The sequence below is a fragment of the Cupriavidus sp. PET2-C1 genome (assembly GCF_054515855.1).
In genome coordinates this window covers 3,006,366-3,026,853 of sequence record NZ_CM137259.1, presented here as the reverse complement: position 1 = coordinate 3,026,853, position 20,488 = coordinate 3,006,366, and the positions used below count along the sequence as shown (strand labels likewise).

The window sequence follows — 20,488 nt, the reverse complement described above, 5'->3', positions numbered from 1 at the left end:
CGCTTGGCCTGGTGCTTAGTCAGGCTGGCCCGGCTGCTGCTGGAGCAGGGCTTGCGCCAGGCGCGGGTCGTCCAGCTTGTTGGCCCACCATTGCAGCGCCTTGCCGCGCGTGCTGGTGCGCCAGGCAACCTTGAAATTGCCGGGGGCGCGCACCTCCAGGGTCTCGCGTGCCTGCAGCACGCCGCTTTCGATAAAGGGCTGCGCCATGGGCGCCGGCAGCCAGCCGCAGCCCAGGCCGCGGATCTGGGCTTCGAGCTTGTCGCGCATGGTGGGTACCACCAGCACGTCCTGCCCGGCGAGCACGCCATGGGTGCGGGCCGGCAGGTTGCGCGAGGTGTCGCCCACGGCCACGATGCGGTGCTTGGCGATCTGCAGGGTGGTCAGCGGGCCGGGCTCGGTCGCCAGCGGATGATGCGCGGCCACCGCGAAGACAAAGGGCATGGAGCCCAGCGGGCGCACCTGGAAGCCCTGGGTGCTCGGCGCATCGTAGGCGCCGCCGATCACCAGGTCGGCGCGGCTGCTGACCAGCGCATCCCACGCGCCGCCCAGCACTTCCTTGGCAAAGCGCAGCCGGGTGGCATTGTTCTCGGCATAGAAGTCCTGGATGACCGGCAGCAGGGCGCGGAAGTTGATCAGGTCGTCGACCACGATGGTCAGGGTGGCTTCCCAGCCGGTGGCCAGCCGCTTGACGCGGCGGGCCAGGTCGTCGGCGGCGTGCAGCAGGTGGCGGCCTTCGTCCAGCAACGCGCGCCCGGCGGGCGTGAGCTCGGCGCGGTGGCGGCGCCGGTCGAACAGCAGTACGTCCAGGTCTTCCTCCAGCTTGCGCACCACATAGGTGAGCGCGGAGGGCACTTTGCCCATCTCGTGCGCGGCGGCGGCAAAGCTGCCCTTGCGCTCGATGGCGTCAAGAACTTCCAGGGATTCGAGAGAGAGTGCCATGTTCAGAATTTCTGAATGAATGCTTCTAAGATCGGTCCGCCAAATATACGCCTGCCACCCTAAACTGCCTAGTATCGAAACGTTGCTCAAGGCCAGGACTAGGATTAACCCAGTTCCTGCGCCAATGTGGCCTGAAGGAGGGCCGTCAAAATGATTGAAATCAGAAAGGCGGGTGAACGTGGTTATGCCGATCATGGGTGGCTCAAGTCGTACCATACGTTTTCCTTCGCGGACTACTACGATCCCAAGCACGTCCAGTTCGGGCCGCTGCGCGTCATCAATGAAGACCGTGTAGCGCCGGGCATGGGGTTTGGCACCCATGGCCACCGCGACATGGAAATCATCAGCTATGTGCTGGAAGGCGAGCTGGCCCACAAGGACAGCATGGGCAACGGCAGCGTGATCCGCCCCGGCGACGTGCAGCGCATGAGCGCGGGCACCGGCGTGCGGCACTCGGAGTACAACCACGCCGCACACGACACCACGCACTTCCTGCAGATCTGGATCCTGCCGGAGAAGTCCGACCTTGAGCCCGGCTACGAGGAGAAGCACTTTGCGGCGGCCGACAAGCGCGGCCGGCTGCGCCTGGTGGGCAGCCGCGACGGCGCCGAAGGCTCGGTGGTGATCCATCAGGACATGCGCCTGTATGCCGGCTTGTTTGACGGCGACGAGTCCGCCACGTTGGCGCTGGCGCCCAAGCGCAAGGCCTATGTCCATGTGGCGCGTGGCCGCGTCACCGTCAATGGCAAGGCGCTGGAAGCGGGCGATGCCGCACAGCTGGAAGGCGCCGAGGCCGTGACCCTGGCGCACGGCGATGGTGCCGAAGTGCTGGTGTTTGACCTGCCCTGAGGCCTTGCTTCGGCAGCCCGCAGCCCGCCCGCTTTGCCGGCGGGCTGCGGTGCTTCGTCTGGGCGGGGTTGCCGTATGCTATCGTCTCGCTATAGATAAGATAAGCGATCAGCCCGGCACACGCGCCGGCTGATGCGCCCTGGCCATCGACACCCAGACCAGAGATGACATTTGTATCCGTTCTCCTCGCGCTGATCGCCGAGCAGTTCCGCGCCCTGGGCCGCAACAATCCGATCTACGACATCGTGCGCGTTCTTGCCGAGCGCGCCGAGCATGCCTTTGACACCGGGCGCCCGCGCGATACCGCGCTGGCCTGGTTCACGGTGGTGCTGCCGCTCACGCTGACCGCCATGGTGGTGCACTACCTGCTGGCCTCCATCAGCGTGGCGCTCACGCTGGCGTGGAATGTCCTGCTGCTCTACCTCACCCTGGGTTTCCGGCAGTTCAGCCACTTCTTCACCGATATCCACGAGGCCCTCAACCGCGATGACCTGCCGCGCGCCCGCGCGCTGCTGCACCAGTGGACCGGTCTCGAAACCATCGAAATGCCGGTCACGGAAATCGTGCGGCATACCCTGGAAGCTGCCATCGTGGCTGTGCACCGGCATGTGTTCGGGGTGTTCTTCTGGTTCCTGGTGCCGATCGGCCCGGGCGGCGTGGTCTTGTACCGCATTGCCGAGTACCTCGCGCGCCACTGGAATATCCCCTCCACGGACCGCAGCCCCGCGCTGGGCCGCTTTGCCGCGCGTGCCTTCTACCTGCTGGACTGGATTCCCTCGCGGCTGACCTCGGTCGGCTTTGCCATCGTCGGCAATTTCGAGGACGCGGTGTATGCGTGGCGCAACCACGCGCGCAAGTGGAACGATGCCGTCAACGGCATCCTGCTTGCCAGCGGCGGCGGCGCGCTTGGCGTGCGCCTGGGGGTACCGCTGGCGGAAGAGAGTACTGCCGTGGTGCTGCGCACCAGCCTGGCCGGCCCGGCGGTGGACTATGCGCCGGGCATGGAAGACGATAGCGAGCCCGAGGCGGTCGCGCCGGAATTCGGGGTGGAACCCAACGTGCGTACGCTGCAATCGGCCATCGGCCTGGTGTGGCGTGCCGTCGTGCTGTGGATGCTGCTGCTGGCGATGTTGTCGTTGGCGCTCTGGGTGGGCTGAGCCAACCCCGCCGTACCCGCTCCGCTGTACCCGTTTACCATCGACGCCCGCGCTTGCCGCGGGCGCTTTGCTGTCAGGGTTGCCGCGGCGCGCCGCATTGCCAGCACGAGCCGAACTGCGCATCGTGCCATTCCCCGCAGGACGCGCAGGCCCATCGCGGCCCCGGCGCCGGATTGGCGGCGGCGTGCAATACCTCCCAGGCCTCGGCCTCCCGCTCATCGTCGATCAGCCAGACCTGGGGCGCGCTTTCGCGAAACGGGATGTCGCCCATGGCGCCGGCCAGCCAGGTATTGCGCAGGTCGGCGCGGATGCCGGCGGCTTCCAGTACGTTCTGGCAGTGCGCGGCATGGACGAGGGAAGGGGTCGATAGCAGTAGTTTCATGGTGATCGGGTGCGCCACATGCCCGTTTGCCCGCAGGTGGCGCGCCCGATTACCTTACCACGGCTTTTGCTGGCGGGATTCGTGCAGCAGCTGCGTGTAGAGCTGGTGGCGCCGGCCGGAGATCTCGCCGGTCTTCATCGACGCCAGCACGCCGCAGCCGGGCTCGTTGATGTGGTGGCAATTGTAGAAGCGGCACTCGGTCAGGCGTGGGCGGAATTCAGGGAACGCGCGCTCCAGCATGCCTTCGCTCAGGTGGTGCAGGCCGAACTCCTGGAAACCCGGCGAATCGATCAGGCAGCCACGCTGGCGCGCTTGAGGATCCGCGCCATCCACCCCATCGACGCCATCCATGCCATTGGCCTCGCCATCCACGCTGGCGGGCAGGTGGTAGAGGCGGGTAAAAGTGGTGGTGTGCTTGCCCGAATCCAGCTTGGCGGAGATTTCCCGCGTTTGCGCTTCCACGCCCGGGATCAGCAGGTTCAGCAGCGAGGACTTGCCCATGCCCGACTGGCCGATCAGGATGCTGGCGCGGTGCGCCAGCTGCGGGCGCAACTGCGCCAGCGTATCTTCCGGCGATCCGTGCACCGACAGGAACAGTGTCTCGTAGCCCAGCCCGCGGTACAGCTCGAGGCGGCCGCGCGCTTCTTCCAGCCGCTCGGTCAGGTCGATCTTGTTGAGGATGATCAACGGGCGGATGCCCAGTGCTTCGGCGGACACCAGCGCGCGGCCCAGCAGGTCTTCCGAGAAGCCCGGCTCGGTCGCCAGCACGATCACTACCTGGTCGATGTTGGCGGCCAGCAGCTTGGACTTGAACTGGTCCGAGCGATGCAGCAGGTTCTTGCGCGGCTTGAAGCCGGTGATCACGCACTGGTCGGACGCGGCGCGCTCGATGGTGACGCGGTCGCCCACCGCGCATTCGCTGCGCTTGCCGCGCGGGAAGCCGTGCAGGCGGCTGCCGTCGTCCAGCTCGATCACATAGTGGCGGCCGTGCGCGGCGACGATCAGCGCCTCCTCGGCGGCGGCGCCATTGGCTTTGGCTTTGGCAGGGCTTGGGGCGCGCTGCGGGCCTCCCCGGCTGGCGGCGCGGCTCATGCGTGCGCCAGCAGGCGGTCGATCCGCTGTGCTGCCGGTGGGTGCGAGTAGTAGAAGGCGCTGTAGATCGGGTCGGGGGTCAAGGTAGAGGCATTGTCCTTGTAAAGCTTGACGAGGGCCGAGACCAGGTGGCCGGCATCGGTCTGGCCGGCCGCAAAGGCATCCGCCTCGAATTCATGGCGGCGCGAGGTCTGGCTGGCCAGGGGGCCGAGCAGGAAGGTGAATACCGGCAAGGTCAGGAAGAACAGCACGAGGGCAAGGGCGTGATTGGTGGTGCCCAGGTTGGGCAGCACGCCCAGCCCGGTGTAGAACCACGTGCGGCTGGAAAGCCAGCCCAGCGCGGCGAGGAAGACCAGGCTCAGCGCAAAGCTGACCAGCATGCCCTTCAGGATGTGGCGCCGCTTGAAGTGGCCAAGCTCATGCGCCAGCACGGCTTCGATCTCGTCATCGGCAAGGCGCTCCATCAGCGTGTCGAAGAAAACGATGCGCTTGGCCGCGCCGAACCCGGTGAAGTAGGCATTGCCGTGCGCGCTGCGCTTGCTGCCGTCCATCACGAACAGGCCGCGGCTGCGGAAGCCGCATTTCTGCAGCAGGCGCGTGATGCGGGCTTCCAGCGAGGCATTGGCCAGCGGCTCGAAGCGGTTGAATAGCGGCATGATCACCGTCGGGGCAATCATCTGCACAAAGATCGTGAAGGCGATCCACGTCAGCCACGTCCAGGCCCACCAGTACTCGCCCATATGGGCCATGAGCCACAGCACGGCGAGCAGCAAGGGCAGGCCGAGCGCGCAGCCAACGGCGGTCATCTTGAGCATGTCGGCCAGGTAGAGCTTCCAGCTCATGCGGTTGAAGCCAAAGCGCTGCTCGATGCCGAACTGCCCATAGAGGGAGAAGGGCAGGTCGACCAGGCCGCCGATCACGGCCACGCTGGCGATCAGCGCCACGCTGTAGGCGTAGCCCGGGCCGAAGGTGTCGATCCAGAACTGGTTGATCCACTGCAGCCCGCCCAGCATGGTCAGCACGATCAGCAGCGCGGCGCCAGCCAGCACTTCCAGCATCGACAGCCGGGTGCGGGCGATGGTGTAGTCGGCCGCCTTCTGGTGGGAGGACAGCGTGATGGTGTCGGCGAAGCGGGCAGGCACCGCATGACGGTGTTGCGCCACATGGCGCACCTGGCGGGCCGCCAGCCAGAGCTTGGTCAGCACCATCAGCATCAGGGCGGCTAGGAACAGAAACGTGAACATCGGGCAGAGCCTTGTCGTGTGAAGCCTTGGCGTACGCGGTGGCGGCCGGGCCGCCGAAGCGGGTTTCCGAACGCGTTGGAACCGGCTGCGGCGGCGGATATGCGAGAATTATAAGTTGTTCGTGCCTGCTGCCCCTTGTTCCTGATCCGGGGAGCGGGCGCGCCCTCTTTTGCTTCCCTTTCGATTGCAGTCCAGATGACCAGCCAAAATACCCACGTCCCCAGCGGCGTCAAATCCGTCAAGAGCGAAAACAACCTGATCTGGCTGGACATGGAGATGACCGGCCTGATGCCCGACACGGACCGCATCATCGAGATCGCCATCGTCGTGACGGACTCCGAACTCAACATCCTGGCCGAAGGCCCGGTGCTGGTGATCCATCAGGAAGACGCCGTGCTCGATGGCATGGACAACTGGAACAAGGGCACCCATGGCCGTTCGGGCCTGATCGACAAGGTCAAGGCCTCGACCCTGACCGAAGCGCAGGCCGAGGTCGAGCTGCTGGCCTTCCTCAAGCGCTGGGTGCCGGCCGGCAAGTCGCCCATGTGCGGCAACTCGATCTGCCAGGACCGCCGCTTCATGGCGCGCTACATGCCCAAGCTGGAGGCGTTCTTCCACTATCGCAACCTCGACGTCTCCACGCTCAAGGAACTGTGCAAGCGCTGGGAGCCGGCCATCCACAAGGGCTTCATCAAGCGCCAGCTGCACACCGCGCTGGCCGATATCCTGGAATCCGTGGAAGAGTTGCGCTACTACCGCACCCACTTCATCCGCCAGTCGGCACCGGCGGCAGCGCCCGCAACCGCAACCGCGGCCGCAACCGAGGCGAGCGCAACGCCGGATACCCCGGCCGCCTGATTTTTTCTCCTCCCATGTCACTGCCAAGGCGCCCTGCGGGGCGCTTTGGCTTAACTGCAGCCCGCCCATGCTTGCGCGCATCGTCTCGATCATCACGCCGGTCATTCTGATCATCCTGGTCGGCTGGCTCTACGGGCGCCGCGCGCATCCCGACATGTCCGGGATCAACCGCGCCACGCTCGATGTGATCGCGCCGCTGCTGGTGGTGTCGGCCTTTGTCAGCAAGGAATTCGTGCTGGCCGACCAGCTTGTGCTGCTCGGTTGCGCGGTTGCCGTGGTGCTGGGCTCGGGGTTGCTGGCGTGGCTTGGCGCGCGGCTGCTGGGGGCGGATCCGCGCACCTTCGTGCCGCCCATGATGTTCAACAACTGCGGCAACATGGGCTTGCCGCTATCGGTGTTCGCGTTCGGGCCGGTCGGGCTGGCGCCCGCGGTGGCGCTGTTCGCCGCGTCCAACCTGATGCACTTCACCATCGGCATGAAGATCGTCAACCGGCACGCGTCGATCACGCAGATCGCGCGCAATCCGATGGTGCTGGCAACGGTGGCGGGGGTGGGGTTGTCGCTGGCGCGGCCGTGGTTCTCGCTGCCGGAGCCGGTGTTCCAGTCGATCAAGCTTCTGGGCGACGCCACCGTGCCCTTGATGCTGTTCGCGCTTGGCGTGCGCATGAAGGATGTGAGCCTGCGCAACTGGGGCATGGGCGCGGTCGGCGCCGTGGCCTGTCCGCTGACCGGCATCGCCTGTGCCTTGCTGCTGGCGCAGGTGGTGCCGCTGACCCAGCTCCAGCGCGGGCTGCTGTTCGTGTTCGCGTCGCTGCCGCCGGCCGTGCTCAACTTCCTGGTGGCCGATCATTTCCGGCAGGAGCCGGACCAGGTGGCGTCGATCGTGCTGCTGGGCAATGTGGCTGCCGTGGTGTTCGTGCCGGTGGGGCTGTATCTGGGGCTGCGATAGCGTTGCTGCCCCCGGAGGTTCACGCGGCGGGTTTGGCGCGGATCGCGTGCTTGGGGCGCCACACCTTGGCCACGGCTTCGTCCGTGTCGATGTAAGGCCCGCCGATCAGGTCGACGCAGTAGGGCACGGCGGCAAAGATGCCCTGCACGATGGGTTTGCCGTCCTCGCCACGCAGGCCTTCCAAGGTTTCACGGATGGCGCGCGGCTGGCCCGGCAGGTTGATGATGAGGGCGGCGCGGCTGGCGGTTTCGCGAATCACCGCCACCTGCCGCGACAGGATGGCCGTGGGCACGAAGTGCAGGCTGACCTGGCGCATCTGCTCGCCAAAGCCAGGCATTTCCTTGGTGCCTACCGCCAGCGTGGCCTCGGGAGTGACGTCGCGGCGGGCCGGGCCGGTGCCGCCGGTGGTCAGCACCAGATCGCAGCCCGCCACATCGACCAGCTCGATCAGCGTGCGCGAGATCAGTGCCTGCTCGTCAGGGATGAGGCGCTCCACGGCCTGCCAGGGCGAGGTCAGGGCGCGCCCGAACCAGTCGCGCAGCGCCGGGATGCCCTCGTCCTGGTAGGTGCCGGTCGAGGCACGGTCGGAGATCGAGACAAAGCCAACCAGCAGTTCGTCCGGGTGCCTGCGGGCAACGGGATGGACCAGCGCGGGCGTTGTGGTTTGCGTCATCTTGTCCCCATTTCCTTGGTTGCTGCGTTTGGGATGCTGGTTATTCGCCGGCTTCCGGCTCGGGTTCCTGCTCGCCGGCGGCTGCGGCCTGCTTGCTTTCCAGCGCCGTCTTGATGGCCTGGAACAGCTCGCGGAAGTAGCGCGGCGGCTTGTTCATCTCGTGCTCTTTGCGCGCGTTGCGGATGATGTTGCGCAGCGTCTGGACATCGCTGGCCGGGTGCTCGGCCAGGAACTTCGTCAGCGCGGCGTCGTCCGCCAGCAGCAGCTCGCGCCAGCGCTCGACCAGGTGCAGCTTAGCCGTCTCGGCCTTGCTGGTGCCCTTGAAGCCTTCCAGCACGCGCTGGATGGCGGCCACTTCGTTATCGTCCAGCCTGCGCATGACCTTGCCGACATACTGCATCTGGCGGCGCTTGCCTTCGTGGTTGGTGATGCGCCGCGCGTCGCGGATGGCGTCGGCCAGCGCTTCGGGCATGGGCACGCGCGCCAGGCGGTCCTTGGGCAGGGCTTCGAGTTCCACGCCCAGGTCTTGCAGGGCGAGCATATCGCGCTTTTTCTGCGACTTGCTCTTGAGCATGTCGTCGTCGTCGGCCGGTTCAGGGGAGAACGGGTCGGGGAAGCCGGAGGCGTTCCGGGGGGAGGGGCGGGTGTTTCGCGTCATGGTTGGCATTTTATCTTGCTATGATTCTTGTTTGGACTTTTGATGACCGCGCCCACAATGGATCAATCCGCAGACCAGACCACCCACTTCACTTATACCCAGGCCCAGCTCAGCGAGATGGCCGCCGATGTGCTGCGGGTGGCACGCGAGCTGGGCGCCACCGACGCGGCTACCGAGATCTCCGAGGGCAGCGGCCTGTCGGTGTCGGTGCGCAAGGGCCAGGTGGAAACCATCGAGCAAAACCGCGACAAGGTAGTGGGCGTCACGGTCATGATCGGCCAGCGGCGCGGCAACGCCAGCACCTCGGATTTCTCGCCGGCGGCCCTGCGCGCCACGGCCGAGGCGGCTTACAACATCGCCCGCTTCACCGCGGAAGACGATTGCGCCGGCCTGGCGGAAGAGGCGCTGCTCGAGCGCAACCCGCAGGACCTCGACCTGTTCCATCCCTGGAATATCGACGCTGAGCAAGCCATCGAGATCGCGCGGCGCTCCGAGGCGGCCGCCTTCGCGGTCTCGCCGCGCATTCGCAACAGCGACGGCGCCAGCGTCTCGGCCCAGCATTCGCAGTTCGTGCTGGCCACTTCGCGCGGTTTCACGGGCGGCTACCCGTATTCCCGCCACTTTATTTCCTGCGCGCCGATCGCCGGCACCGGCAGCGGCATGCAGCGCGACGACTGGTACTCGTCCAAGCGCGCACCCGGCGCGCTGGCCGCGCCCGAGGACATCGGCCGCTATGCCGCCGAGCGCTCGCTGGCCCGCCTGAATGCGCGCCAGTTGTCGACGCGCCGCTGCCCGGTGCTGTTCGAAGCACCTTTGGCCGCCGGCTTGCTCGGCGCCTTCGTGCAGGCCGTGTCCGGCGGCGCGCTGTACCGCAAGTCGACCTTCCTCTACGACACGCTGGGCAAGGCGGTGTTTGCGCCGCATATCCATATCCACGAGCAGCCCCACCTGCCGGGCGCCATGGGCAGCGCGCCCTTCGACGAAGAAGGCGTGAAGACCCACGCGCGCGATGTGGTGCGCGGCGGCGTGGTGGAAGGCTATTTCCTCTCCACGTACTCGGCGCGCAAGCTGGGCATGAAGACCACCGGCAATGCCGGCGGCTCGCACAACCTGACGCTCTCCAGCAAGCTGACCACGCCGAAAGATGACTTCGCCGGCATGCTGCGCAAGCTGGGCACCGGCCTGCTGGTGACCGAGCTGATGGGGCAGGGCGTGAACTACGTGACGGGCGATTACTCGCGCGGCGCGTCGGGCTATTGGGTCGAGAACGGCGTGATCCAGTACCCGGTGGAAGAGATCACCATCGCCGGCAACATGAAGGAGATGTTCCAGCAGATCGTGGCCATTGGCGCCGATGCGCTGGTGCGCGGCACCAAGGAAACTGGCTCGGTCCTGATCGAGCAGATGACCATCGCCGGCGGCAACTAAAACGACAGCGGCGGCCTGAAGACAGGCCGCCGCGCGTAGAACGTCAGCGTCGTTTTAAACCTGGCGTTTGAGCCGGCCGTTATTCCTCGCCCGAGGGCGGGCGTTCGTACGTCACGAACGCGTAGTCGAAACCGTTCGCCTCCGAATGATGCCGCTCGCGCTGCGTCGCGACCCACTGCTGCGGGTCGATGGCCGGAAACACCGCGTCGCCCTCCACATCCGCATCGATTTCCGTCACCACCAGCCGGTCAGCGCAGGGCAGGGCCTCGGCATACAGCTGCGCGCCGCCGATCAGGAAAATCTGTTCAACGCCCACGCATAGCCGCTGCGCGTCTTCGAGCGAGTTCGCCACGTCGCAGCCTTCGATGCGCAGGTCGCGGTTGCGGCTCACCACGATATTGCGTCGGCCTGGCAGCGGCCGGCCGATCGACTCCCACGTCTTGCGGCCCATCACGATGGGCGCGCCCATGGTGGTGCGCTTGAAGTGCGCCAGGTCCTCGGGCAGGCGCCAGGGCAAGGTGTTGTCGCGGCCGATCACGCCGTTGCGGGCTTTCGCCACGATCAGGGTCAGCAGCGTCATACGGCCACCGGTGCCTTGATGGCCGGATGCGATTCGTAGCCCACCAGTTCGAAGTCCTCGTACTTGTAGTCGAAGATGCTGTCCGGCTTGCGCAGGATCTTCAGTTGCGGCAACGCCATCGGCGCGCGCGCGAGCTGGGTTGCCACCTGCTCGGCATGGTTGCTGTAGATGTGGCAGTCGCCGCCGGTCCAGATGAAGTCGCCCACCTCCAGCCCGGTCTGCTGCGCGATCATGTGCGTCAGCAGCGCATAGCTGGCGATATTGAACGGCACGCCCAGGAAGATATCGGCGCTGCGCTGGTACAGCTGGCAGGACAGGCGGCCGTCGGCCACATAGAACTGGAAGAAAGCATGGCAGGGCGGCAGCTTCATCTGCGCGATCTCGCCGACGTTCCAGGCCGATACGATCAGCCGGCGCGAATCGGGATTGCTGCGGATCTGCGCCATCAGCTCGGTGATCTGGTCGATGTGGCGGCCGTCCGGCGTGGGCCACGCGCGCCACTGCGAGCCATAGACCGGCCCGAGCTCGCCGTTTGCGTCGGCCCATTCGTCCCAGATGCTGACGCCGTTGTCCTTCAGGTACTGGATGTTGGTCGAGCCCTTCAGGAACCACAGCAGTTCGTGAATGATCGACTTCATGTGCAGCTTCTTGGTGGTCACCACCGGGAAGCCTTCGCGCAGGTCGAAGCGCATCTGGTAGCCAAACACCGAGCGCGTGCCGGTGCCGGTGCGGTCGGCCTTTTCGGTGCCATGCTCTTGCACATGGCGCATGAAGTCGAGGTACTGTTTCATCGGCGCGGGTGTTGGGGAAAAGTGACGCGACAGCGGCGTGCGCGTATGGCGGCAATCTGCTAACCGAATAGCAAATAACCGGATAGCAAATTGCTAAAGGTTTAGCATTTTATCGCAAAGCAAAACGGGCCGCCTTTCAGCGACCCGTGGCGACCCGTTTTCAGGATCCAGCTAGCTCGGCGGCGCTGGCGCCGCCGCGCATTACTGCGCGGCCGTAGCCGGAGCCCGGCGTTTTTGCACCAGGTAGCCAGCGCCCAGCACGCCGCCGACGACAACCACGAACAAGCCGTAGTAGGCCAGTGCGTTGCTGTTGAAGAAATCCTTCACCAGCGGCTCGCTGACGATCATCTTGACTGCGGTGAAGGCCAGCACGCCGGCACCGACGAAGATGACCGAGGGGAAGCGCGACATCAGCTTGAGCACCAGGCTCGAGCCCCACACCACGATGGGGATGCTGATGAGCAGGCCCAGCACCACCAGCAGGAAGCTGCCGTGCGCCGCGCCGGCCACAGCCAGCACGTTGTCCACGCCCATCACCGCATCGGCGATGATGATCGTCTTCATCGCGCCCACCAGGGTGGTTGCGCCCGCGCCATGTTCGTCGCCATTGCCGTCATCGGACAGCAGCTTGTAGGCAATCCACACCAGGGCCGCGCCGCCGATCAGCAGCAGGCCAGGGATCTTGAGCAGCCACACCACGCCGACCGTCATGGCCGAACGGACCACGACCGCGCCGACAGTTCCCCAGATGATGGCCTTCTTCTGCAGGTGGGGCGGCAGGTTGCGCGCCGCCAGGGCGATCACGATCGCATTGTCGCCGGCCAGCACAAGGTCAATGACGACGATGGATAGCAGTGCCGTCAGGAACTGCATCGTGAACAAATCGGTAAACCATTCCATGAAATCTCCTCGAACAACGAATAGCTAAGAGCCGTGCGTACGCACCGGTTTGGCCTGGAGACATGATGTGTGGGGGGCTTGGGAGGCGCCTTTGCAAACCATGAAACCAGGTTGCAAAGGTCTTGCTCGACCGCCGATGGTACTTGGCGCGGTCAGCACAACCGGAGACTGTCAGTCCCGGAATGACGATTGTGCTAAGGGCATGGCCCCGGAGCTACTCCCCTTTGAGGGGCGATCCAATCCGGGCGAGCCCGGAGCAGATACGCTGGGGCGGATTATAAACGATGCCGCGTATTTTTTGTGGTGGCGATGTGGTGGCGCTGTGGCGGCAGGCTGTTGTTGAATAAGGCGCACTTTCTGTCTCTTACCGCGCTGAGGTTTTTGTGCAGTGCGGTAAGCACACTCCACGCTCGCCAGCTATCCTGAAAAGACTTGCATCAACTGATGCGCCCCAGACGTCACCGGAGGCGGATCCCGTGCGAGCCCCGCACATGCCGTGATGTGCGGGCCCCTGGGGGTTTTATGCAGTGCCCATCGACCATCAAGGAAACGTCATGCCGGCAGTCCCGACCCCGCTGAATCCGCTGAACGCACGCCTCAAGCACACCCAAGCCAATCACAACGGCACCTCTTCCCTGAAACCCAACAGCTCTCCCGCCGGCAGCGTCGTCGTCGGCAACGGCCATGCACAGCCGAACCCGGTGCCGCGGCTGGATTTCATCCAGCAGTACCACGAGGACAGCGGCGCGCTACGCGGCGAGATCACGCGCGGCCTGCTGGCCGGCGCCGCCCGCATCAGCCCCAAGTTCTTCTACGACGTGCTCGGCTCGCGCCTGTTCGAGGCCATCACCGACCTGCCCGAGTACTACCCCACGCGCACCGAGGCCGCGGTCTTTTCGGCCTTTGCTCCCGCCATGGCCGCACGCGCCGGCAGCGGCTGCGTGCTGATCGACCTTGGCGCGGGTAACTGCCAGAAGGCGGCCCGGCTCTTCGGCAGCCTGCAGCCGGCGCAATACGTGGCGCTCGACATCTCGGTGGAGTTCCTGCGCGGCACGCTGTTCTGCCTGCAGCAGCAGCATCCGCAGATTCCCATGCTTGGCCTGGGCGCCGACCTGTGCGTGCCGCTCGATCTGCCGCCCGAGGTCAGGCACGGGCGCCGTCTGTTCTTTTATCCAGGATCCAGTATCGGCAATTTCGCACCCGCCCAGGCGCAGGCCTTGCTGCAGCGGCTGCGGGCCGCGGCGGGCAAGGGGGATGGCGTGCTGATTGGCGTGGACCTGCTCAAGGACGAGCAGGCGCTGGTGGCTGCCTATGATGACCCGCTCGGCGTGACCGCCGCCTTCAATCGCAATGTGCTGCGCAACCTGAACCGCATCGTGGGCAGTGACTTCCAGCTTGAGGACTGGCGCCATGTGGCCAGCTTCGACCGCGAGGGGTCGCGCATCCAGATGCACCTGCAAGCCGAGCGCGAGGTCACCGTGCGCTGGGCGGAGGGCAGCCGCGGCTTCCGCGCGGGCGAGCAAATTCATACGGAGGATTCGTATAAATACCGCCCGGACGACTTCGCGGCCTTGCTCGAGGCCGCGGGCTTCGACGATCCGGTCTGGTGGAGCGATCCGCGCGGATGGTTCGCGGTGTTCCACGCCCGGGTCTGAAGCCTGACGCCTGAAGCCACGGGGCGCACCGCGAGGGGGCGGTAGGGCTGGTGTCATAATGCCCGCATCTCTCCGGCGAGAGGTGCGGCGCATGGCGCACGCGGCTCGCCGGATCACGCAACCGGGTGCCAATCCCATTTTCCGGCAGGGTGTTCGATGAGCGGCTTCTCCATGCTTCCTGACCTTCATTTCAACGGCGGCAAGGCCGTCTGGGCCGATGCCCGGCGGCTGCCGCGCGAAGGCCTGGCACAGGCACTGGTGGAGGCGCGCAACCGCACCCTGGCCTGGCTGGCAGCTTTTGGCCAGACCCGGCGCGGCTGGGAGGTGCCACGGCAGGACTTTGCCGACCCGCCGCTGTGGACTCTCGGTCATGTGGCCTGGCACGCCGAATGGTGGTGCCTGCGCGACGTGCGCACGCTCGAGCGCGATGGCGCCTGGCTGCAGGTGGCCAGTGTGCCGTCGCTGCTGACGGGCGCGGATGAGTGGTTCGATCCCGATCGCATCGATCCCGATGCCCGCTGGGAGGTCACGCTGCCCGACGTGGCCGTGGTCAAGCGCTACGCCGCCGACGTGCTCGATGCCGTCCTGCGCCGGCTGGCGGCGCAACCCGACGATGGCGATGCCACGCTCTACGCCTGGCGCCGCGCGCTGTTCCACGAGGACCGCCAGGGCGAGGCCATCGCCGCGCTGCTGCAGGCGCTGGGCGTTGCCCCCGTGGAGCCTGCGGTCGTCCTGCCATCGGTATCGGTGCCGCACGGCGGCACCTTGCAGTTTCCCGGCGGGCGTTTCATCCAGGGCTGGAACGCGCCGGATGGCTTCGCGCTGCCCGATGAACGGCCGGCCCAGCCCACCTATGTGCCGGCTTTCGAGATGGATGCCGCGCCGGTCAGCAATGCGCAGTTCCTCGATTTCGTAGAGGACGGCGGCTACGAGCGCGCGTCGTGGTGGTCGGCGGCGGGGCGCCAGTGGCTGATGATGCAGGATCGCTCGGCGCCGCGCTACTGGGCCCGCCATCCTGAGTCGCGGGCCTGGATGGCCTTGCGTTTCGGCAGTCTGCGCACGTTGAACCCTGACGAGGCCGTGCGTCACGTCAGCCTGTTCGAGGCGCAAGCCTGGTGCGCCTGGGCAGGCCGGCGCCTGCCGACGGAAACGGAATGGGAGCTGGCTGCAGTCCAGGACCGGGGCGGCCTGCGCTGGGGCATGGTGCGCGAGTGGACGGCGACGCCGTACGAGCCCTACGCGGGATTCGAGGCGGACCCCGCCGATATGGAATACGTGTACTGCTTTGCCAGCCACCAGGCGGTGCGGAGCACCTCTTTCGCCAGCCCGGCGCGCCAGCGCCATGCACGCGCGCGGATGGCGCTGCTGCCCGAGGACGATTTCGCGTTCGTCGGCTTTCGCAGTTGTTCGATGTAGCGGGGCGCTGGTTACCCGTGGCGAGCACCGTTGGTTGAGGCGGCCAAAGTCGCCAGCCAAAGAAAAAGGCACCCGAAGGTGCCTTTTTCTTTGGCTGTGAGAGAGATCACCGCCTAAGCGGTGAACCTATTCAGCCCGGCGAATTAACGCTCGAAACGCGAGCGGCCGCCGGTGTTGCCGTTGCCGTTGCGCTGACCGCCGCCAAAGCCGCCGCGGTTGCCGTCGCCGAAGCTGCGGGGTGCGCCGTCACGGTTGCCATCGCGGTTGCCGAAGCTGCGGCCTTCGCCGCCACGGTAGCCACCGTTGCCGCCATTGCCGGCTGCACCGCCGCCGAAGCCGGCGCCACGATTGCCGTCGCCGAAGCTGCGGGGAGCCGCGCCGTCACGATTGCCGAAGCCGCGATTGTCGCCGCCACGGTAGCCGCCGCCTTCGTTGTTGAAGCTGCGCTGGCCGCCGGCCGCGCCTTGGCCGCCCTGGCCACGATAGCCGGTGCTGTTGCCATTGGGGTTGCCCAGGCTGCTGCGGTCGCCGAAGCCACGGTTGCCGTCACGGTCGCCGAACGGGCGATCGCCTGCGGGACGCGGGGCGCCGTCACGGCTGCCGAAGCCGCGGCTTTCGCCGCCGCCGAACTTGCGGTCGCCAAAGCTGCGGTTTTCACCGCCGCGATAGCCGCCGCCATTGCTGTTGCCACGGTAGCCACCGCGGTCGCCACCCGGCTTGCCGGCGAAGCCCGAACGCGGCTTCGGCGAGCGACGCGGCTCCAGGCCTTCGATCACCGACGCGTCGACACGGTTGTTGGTGAAGCGCTCGATGCGCTTCCACTGGAACATGTCGCCGTGGTTCACCAGGTTGATGGCGACGCCCGAGCGGCCAGCGCGGCCGGTACGGCCGATACGGTGGACGTAGTCTTCCGCTTGCTTGGGCAGGTCGAAGTTGACCACGTGGGTGATATCGGGCACGTCGATGCCGCGTGCGGCCACGTCGGTTGCCACCAGGATGCGCAGGTTGCCGCGGCGCAGCGAGGTCAGGGTGCGGTTACGCGCGCCCTGGGTCATGTCGCCGTGCAGCGCGCCGGCTGCGAAGCCGGTGTCCGACAGGCGCTCGGCCAGCGAATCGGCATCGCGCTTGGTCGCGGTGAAGACGATGGCTTGCTTGAGTGTGGTGTCGCGCAGCAGGTGGTCCAGCAGCTTTTCCTTGTGCGACATGTCGTCGGTGAAGTGCAGGCGCTGTTCGATATTGCTTTGGTCGGCACGGGTCGCGGCGATTTCGATGCGTTGCGGATCGCGCAGCTGACGCGAGGCCAACTGGGCGATGCGGCCGTCCAGCGTGGCCGAGAACATCAGCGTCTGGCGGGTGGCCGGGGTAGCGGCAACGATGGCGTCGATGTCGTCGGCGAAGCCCATGTCGAGCATACGGTCGGCTTCGTCGAACACCAGCATGTCCAGCTGGGACAGGTCGATACGGCCGGCTTCAACGTGGTCCAGCAGGCGGCCCGGGGTCGCGACCAGGATGTCAGGCATCTTGGACAGCGCGGCGAGCTGCTTCGGGTAAGGCATGCCGCCCAGGATGCTGGCGCAGACGATGCGGCGCAGGTGGCGGCCGTACTTGGCGGTGGCTTCGGTAACTTGCAGGGCCAGTTCGCGGGTCGGGGTCAGCACCAGCAGCGCGGGTTGCGCCGGCGACGGACGGGGGCGCTTGCCCTTCATGCGCTTGACCGGATCGTCCGAACGCGGGCGATTCGGCGAAGCCTTCTCGCTGATGCGCTGGATTGCCGGCAGGATAAAGGCGCCGGTCTTGCCCGAGCCGGTCTGGCTCGATACCAGCAGGTCGCGGCCAGCCAGGAAGGCGGGGATCGCTTGTGCCTGCACCGGGGTCGGGGTGGTGTAGTTCAGTTCAACCAGGGCGCGAAGAATGGCTTCTTCGAGGCCGAGCTTGGCGAAGCCGTTTTCGGCATCGATGGCAACAGCGGCAGGCGCCACGGCGGCTTCCGGGCTGAGGATGGCGTCGAGCTTGTCGAGCGGGCTCGGTTCCTGGATAGCGGGGGTGGCGATGGCTGCGGCTTCGATCGATGCGTCGGCGGCGGAGGCAAAATCTTGCTCCGCACGAATGTCGTGCTGGGTCATGTCGTAATTTTCTTTAAATGCATGGCACCCCATGCCGAACTAGCGAACAGGGGCGGGCGCAGTGCAAAGTCTTAAAAAGGCTTCGGCGCCAATCGGTGAGGCCGTTACGACAGACACAGCTGGCAGTACGGCGGCAGGCAGGGTGACACCGGGCACAAGGCCGGGCGGCAGTCCCTGGCAGGCAAACAGCTCTATAGAGCTATTCAACAGGATCGGAGACGAGGCGACGTCGGTGAGAAATGCGTTCTGTCGGGTATCACCACTTGGCCTTGATGCAGCAAACAGCGCGGCAACATAAAGCAGGCCAGTCGGCGGGACCGGGGAGCAGAGCTTGAGAGCGGGGGCGGTATCGCCTGCCGGAAGAACCCGGCTGGCGTGTTGCACAACTCACAGTGCGAACTCACGGCGCGAATTATAGCAGAAACAAAAGTAAGTTTGTTGCACTGCGATAGGAATTCCTTTTTGAGGCCGATATGCGGCCGAAGCACGAGATTTTGCGTGTCATCGCGCACTTTTGTTGGCATTTTCCCCTGCCGCATTCAAAGTTGCATCCGTGGGCTGCCTGCCTATACTGAAGCCGTCGGGCACACGGTTGCCCGGCAAGGTGGCGGACCTGGAATACCCGCTGACCTTCCTCGGCGCTTTGCTTTAAGTGCTGCTAGCCGCTGATATCGCGGCAGTCGGCGTCACTGCCAGCTTTCCTTCGGCTCTCCGGGTGGTCCGGAGGGACGTCCGCGTCATGGGCGGAATCATGGGAAACGCTGCTTGCAACGACTGTTGCCGCGATAGCGCCGGCGTTGACCTGGAAGGCCCGGACCGTCCGCAACCAGCCCGCCAGTCTCCTGGCGGGCTTCTCGTTTGTGGGGCTGGCGGTTCTGCTAACCGCGCCTCGCCACGCCGCTGCGTTTCCTTCGCGCGACAGAAGTCATCCATGGATACCTTTGCTAACAGCCTGAAGTTCCGGGTCAGGCTATTCTCGCTCCTGAACAACACAGGCAAGCGAGAGAACAATATGCGAAAGATTCTGTTGTGCGCGGCAGCGGTAGCGGGCTTGGCGGGCGGGTTGGGCGTGGCGCCGGCGGCGCTGGCCCAGGTGTCAATCAATCTGGCGATCGGCGTTCCGCCGCCGGCCCCCGTCTATGAAGCCGTCCCGGTTGCGCGTCCCGGCTACGTCTGGGCCCCCGGCTACTGGGATTGGGACGATCGTGGCCACAAGCACAAATGGAAAAAGGGCAAATGGGAGCGCGAGCGCGCTGGCTACGTCTACGAGGCGCCGCGCTGGGTGCAGGCCAGCGGTGGCTGGGTGTTGATGCCCGAGCGCTGGGACGGACGGGGCGACGGCGGGTATGGCAAGAAGGACAAGGGCTACCACTGTCCCCCGGGGCACGCCAAGAAAGGCGAGTGCTAAATAGCGAGGGCGGCGCGTTTCTTGGGCGGTGAGGATTTTGATATACTCCGGCCTGCTCCAGGATCCACGCCGCCAAAGCGCATTCATCGACCCGGGAGTGTCTATCGTCTCGCCGTAGTTCAATGGATAGAACACGCGCCTCCTAAGCGTGAAATGCAGGTTCGATTCCTGCCGGCGGGACCACCCTCACGGGGTGCCCAGCGGTCCATCAAAGCTCCCCAAAGTTGAAGTGCAGTGGCTTGCAGCCGCACGGCGCAGGTTTCAATGCGTCCCCATCTTCGAAAACAGCTGAATCACCGCCACCCCCGCAATAATCAGCCCGATCCCCAGCCAGGCCGCCAGATCCGGCACTTGCCGATACAGCACGCTGGCAATCAGCGTCACGAGCACGATCCCCGCGCCGCACCAGATTGCGTAGGCGATGCCCACGGGCACGGTCTTCATGACCTGCATCAGCAGGAAGAAGGCGCTGACATAGCCGGCCACAACCAGCACGCTTGGCCACAGGCGCGTGAAATTCTCGGCGGCCTTGAGGCTGCTGGTGGCAATGACTTCAGCCGCGATGGCGAGGGCCAGTAGTACATAGGCATTCATCGATGGGTCCTTCACATTGGCTGTCGCTGGGGCCACATTTTCCCATAGCTGCCCGGCGGGCCTTGCCGGGTGTACAGTGCAAAGCATGCTCGAGGCCGCTTTGCGGGCTGGCGATCCCTCCTTTCGTGTGGTTGTTCCTTGCCGGGATGCCATCTTCAATCGAGGTAGAGCGCGTTGTTCAGGTGCCGGTAGTCCGGAGTCTCGTTGTGGGGTGGTCGCGGTTGTCCCGACCAGCTGGCAGTCGTGATAAAGCCAGCGGCGGGTGAGTCAGGTTTGCAGGGGGAGCGTCATGGAAGGCGAGGGTGGGGTTCAGACCGTGTGGCCGCAGGTGGATGGCCAGACGATGGGTCAGGGGCTCTGGCAGAACACGATTGCCGCAGCGGATGTGGCACTGGAAGAGGCGTCGCGCATCCAGCGAGGCGTGCAGCACAACCTGAAGCTCCAGCAGGAAGTGAGAGCGCTGCGCGAGGAGTTGCGCAAGGCGCACGACGAGCTGGATCGCTACCGTGGCATGCATGCGCGCGTGGTGGTCGGCATGCGGCAGCTGGAGGAGGATAACGCTGGCGAGATGAGCCGCCTGCGCGCCGATAGCGAAATGCTGATGGTGCGCCACCGGGTCTACAAGCTGCTCTCCGAGCACTATGCGCTCACCGCGCTGCGCTTCGATCCAGCCACGTTTGCCGAGCACCGCGACCGGGTGCTGCAGCACATCCTGTTCCAGCGGCGCAAGGGCACGCCGGTTTCCGGGATCGGCGCCGCGGACATCGCTTTCCTGCTGCTGTAAGCACTCGC

Annotated in this window: 20 protein-coding genes and 1 tRNA gene; 10 read left to right on the top strand and 11 right to left on the bottom strand. The window is 65.8% G+C overall.

What is annotated here, in order from left to right; translation table 11 throughout:
* Window positions 1–15 precede the first annotated feature (15 nt).
* Entirely contained in the window at window positions 16–939 is a 924-nt protein-coding gene (locus ACX12D_RS13715) for a LysR family transcriptional regulator (RefSeq protein ID WP_043348213.1), read from the bottom strand.
* Window positions 940–1,089: 150 nt separating this feature from the next.
* On the opposite strand from ACX12D_RS13715, the gene ACX12D_RS13710 reads away from it, so the two are divergent.
* Together ACX12D_RS13710 and ACX12D_RS13705 are read left to right on the top strand one after the other, a co-directional pair.
* Entirely contained in the window at window positions 1,090–1,788 is a 699-nt protein-coding gene (locus tag ACX12D_RS13710; RefSeq protein WP_459371500.1) for a pirin family protein, read from the top strand.
* Window positions 1,789–1,952: 164 nt separating this feature from the next.
* Window positions 1,953–2,945: a CobD/CbiB family protein gene (locus tag ACX12D_RS13705; protein WP_043348206.1), complete on the top strand. Its 993-nt coding sequence runs from the start codon at window positions 1,953–1,955 to the stop codon at window positions 2,943–2,945.
* 73 nt (window positions 2,946–3,018) lie between these two features.
* Here ACX12D_RS13705 and ACX12D_RS13700 read toward each other — a convergent pair whose 3' ends face one another.
* Genes ACX12D_RS13700 through ACX12D_RS13690 form a run of 3 tightly spaced genes read right to left on the bottom strand, consistent with a single transcriptional unit; the run spans window position 3,019 to window position 5,663 of the window.
* A complete protein-coding gene (locus tag ACX12D_RS13700; protein ID WP_043348200.1) occupies window positions 3,019–3,327 on the bottom strand; it encodes a putative signal transducing protein in 309 nt (102 codons plus the stop codon).
* A 54-nt stretch (window positions 3,328–3,381) separates the two neighbouring features.
* Window positions 3,382–4,419 carry a ribosome small subunit-dependent GTPase A gene (rsgA, locus tag ACX12D_RS13695; RefSeq protein WP_459371499.1) on the bottom strand — a complete coding sequence of 346 codons (1,038 nt, stop codon included), beginning with the start codon at window positions 4,417–4,419 and terminating at the stop codon, window positions 3,382–3,384.
* Complete coding sequence (locus tag ACX12D_RS13690) at window positions 4,416–5,663, bottom strand: M48 family metallopeptidase (RefSeq protein ID WP_459371498.1); 1,248 nt, start codon at window positions 5,661–5,663, stop codon at window positions 4,416–4,418. Before ACX12D_RS13690 ends, rsgA begins: the two co-directional genes overlap by 4 nt.
* Before the next feature lie 195 nt (window positions 5,664–5,858).
* Between ACX12D_RS13690 and orn the strand changes: the two genes are divergently transcribed.
* Entirely contained in the window at window positions 5,859–6,521 is a 663-nt protein-coding gene (orn, locus tag ACX12D_RS13685) for an oligoribonuclease (protein WP_459371497.1), read from the top strand.
* Window positions 6,522–6,588: 67 nt separating this feature from the next.
* Window positions 6,589–7,470, top strand: coding sequence for an AEC family transporter (locus tag ACX12D_RS13680; protein ID WP_459371496.1), 882 nt, complete (start codon window positions 6,589–6,591; stop codon window positions 7,468–7,470).
* Window positions 7,471–7,489: 19 nt separating this feature from the next.
* On the opposite strand, the gene mog is transcribed toward ACX12D_RS13680, so the two are convergent.
* Together mog and yjgA are read right to left on the bottom strand one after the other, a co-directional pair.
* Window positions 7,490–8,143, bottom strand: coding sequence for a molybdopterin adenylyltransferase (gene mog, locus ACX12D_RS13675; RefSeq protein ID WP_459371495.1), 654 nt, complete (start codon window positions 8,141–8,143; stop codon window positions 7,490–7,492).
* A gap of 40 nt (window positions 8,144–8,183) precedes the next feature.
* The gene (yjgA, locus tag ACX12D_RS13670; RefSeq protein ID WP_459371494.1) at window positions 8,184–8,801 is read right to left on the bottom strand and encodes a ribosome biogenesis factor YjgA; all 618 of its coding nucleotides are present in this window, start codon (window positions 8,799–8,801) and stop codon (window positions 8,184–8,186) included.
* Between the two features lie 57 nt (window positions 8,802–8,858).
* On the opposite strand from yjgA, the gene pmbA reads away from it, so the two are divergent.
* A complete protein-coding gene (pmbA, locus tag ACX12D_RS13665; RefSeq protein ID WP_459371493.1) occupies window positions 8,859–10,229 on the top strand; it encodes a metalloprotease PmbA in 1,371 nt (456 codons plus the stop codon).
* A gap of 79 nt (window positions 10,230–10,308) precedes the next feature.
* Here the strand turns inward: pmbA and ACX12D_RS13660 are convergent, their stop codons facing one another.
* The 3 genes from ACX12D_RS13660 to ACX12D_RS13650 form a co-directional block, all read right to left on the bottom strand.
* Window positions 10,309–10,809 carry a dihydrofolate reductase gene (locus tag ACX12D_RS13660; protein ID WP_459371492.1) on the bottom strand — a complete coding sequence of 167 codons (501 nt, stop codon included), beginning with the start codon at window positions 10,807–10,809 and terminating at the stop codon, window positions 10,309–10,311.
* Window positions 10,806–11,600 carry a thymidylate synthase gene (locus tag ACX12D_RS13655; RefSeq protein WP_441635183.1) on the bottom strand — a complete coding sequence of 265 codons (795 nt, stop codon included), beginning with the start codon at window positions 11,598–11,600 and terminating at the stop codon, window positions 10,806–10,808. Before ACX12D_RS13655 ends, ACX12D_RS13660 begins: the two co-directional genes overlap by 4 nt.
* Window positions 11,601–11,801: 201 nt before the next feature.
* Entirely contained in the window at window positions 11,802–12,500 is a 699-nt protein-coding gene (locus ACX12D_RS13650; RefSeq protein WP_441635181.1) for a TerC family protein, read from the bottom strand.
* A 554-nt stretch (window positions 12,501–13,054) separates the two neighbouring features.
* Here ACX12D_RS13650 and egtD point away from each other — a divergent pair.
* A complete protein-coding gene (egtD, locus tag ACX12D_RS13645) occupies window positions 13,055–14,155 on the top strand; it encodes an L-histidine N(alpha)-methyltransferase (protein ID WP_459371491.1) in 1,101 nt (366 codons plus the stop codon).
* 156 nt (window positions 14,156–14,311) lie between these two features.
* Entirely contained in the window at window positions 14,312–15,571 is a 1,260-nt protein-coding gene (locus tag ACX12D_RS13640) for an SUMF1/EgtB/PvdO family nonheme iron enzyme (RefSeq protein ID WP_459371490.1), read from the top strand.
* Window positions 15,572–15,714: 143 nt separating this feature from the next.
* On the opposite strand, the gene ACX12D_RS13635 is transcribed toward ACX12D_RS13640, so the two are convergent.
* Window positions 15,715–17,694 carry a DEAD/DEAH box helicase gene (locus tag ACX12D_RS13635; RefSeq protein ID WP_459371489.1) on the bottom strand — a complete coding sequence of 660 codons (1,980 nt, stop codon included), beginning with the start codon at window positions 17,692–17,694 and terminating at the stop codon, window positions 15,715–15,717.
* A 1,012-nt stretch (window positions 17,695–18,706) separates the two neighbouring features.
* Between ACX12D_RS13635 and ACX12D_RS13630 the strand changes: the two genes are divergently transcribed.
* Together ACX12D_RS13630 and ACX12D_RS13625 are read left to right on the top strand one after the other, a co-directional pair.
* Complete coding sequence (locus ACX12D_RS13630; RefSeq protein WP_459374022.1) at window positions 18,707–19,102, top strand: YXWGXW repeat-containing protein; 396 nt, start codon at window positions 18,707–18,709, stop codon at window positions 19,100–19,102.
* Window positions 19,103–19,210: 108 nt separating this feature from the next.
* Window positions 19,211–19,285 (top strand) — tRNA-Arg (locus tag ACX12D_RS13625).
* A gap of 78 nt (window positions 19,286–19,363) precedes the next feature.
* Here ACX12D_RS13625 and ACX12D_RS13620 read toward each other — a convergent pair.
* Window positions 19,364–19,696 carry a DMT family transporter gene (locus tag ACX12D_RS13620; protein WP_459371488.1) on the bottom strand — a complete coding sequence of 111 codons (333 nt, stop codon included), beginning with the start codon at window positions 19,694–19,696 and terminating at the stop codon, window positions 19,364–19,366.
* Between the two features lie 343 nt (window positions 19,697–20,039).
* Between ACX12D_RS13620 and ACX12D_RS13615 the strand changes: the two genes are divergently transcribed.
* Window positions 20,040–20,480: a hypothetical protein gene (locus tag ACX12D_RS13615; RefSeq protein WP_459374021.1), complete on the top strand. Its 441-nt coding sequence runs from the start codon at window positions 20,040–20,042 to the stop codon at window positions 20,478–20,480.
* Window positions 20,481–20,488: the final 8 nt, after the last annotated feature.